Source organism: Mesorhizobium sp. f-mel, from assembly GCF_053850215.1.
Genome location: NZ_JBSPTO010000094.1, coordinates 1 through 314, shown reverse-complemented (window position 1 = coordinate 314; position 314 = coordinate 1). Strand labels below are relative to the sequence as shown.

Sequence of the window (314 nt, the reverse complement as noted above, 5' to 3'; positions counted from 1 at the left end):
ATGTATCTCACGCAATTCAGCTATACGCCCGAAACCTGGGCGCGCTTGATCGAAAACCCTGAGGATAGACGCGAGGCAGCCCGCACCTACATCGAGTCGGTGGGCGGAAAGCTGCACGGGTTCTGGTATGCCTTCGGAGAGCATGATGGCTGGAATCTATGGGAGGCGCCAGACAACGTTTCGATGGCATCTGTCATGCTGGCTATCGGTGCGGGCGGGGCGCTCAGCTCGTATGAGACCACCGTCCTCCTAAGCGTCGAAGAGACGATGCAAGCGCTTGGGAAGGCAAAGTCGATCCGGTATCGCCCGCCGGG

The 314-nt window shown here is 59.6% G+C and carries 1 protein-coding gene; it reads left to right on the top strand.

Features of this window, described 5'->3' with window-relative positions; genetic code table 11:
• On the top strand, window positions 1-314 hold a 314-nt coding region (locus ACWUKX_RS31045; protein WP_456010469.1), incomplete at both ends, for a GYD domain-containing protein.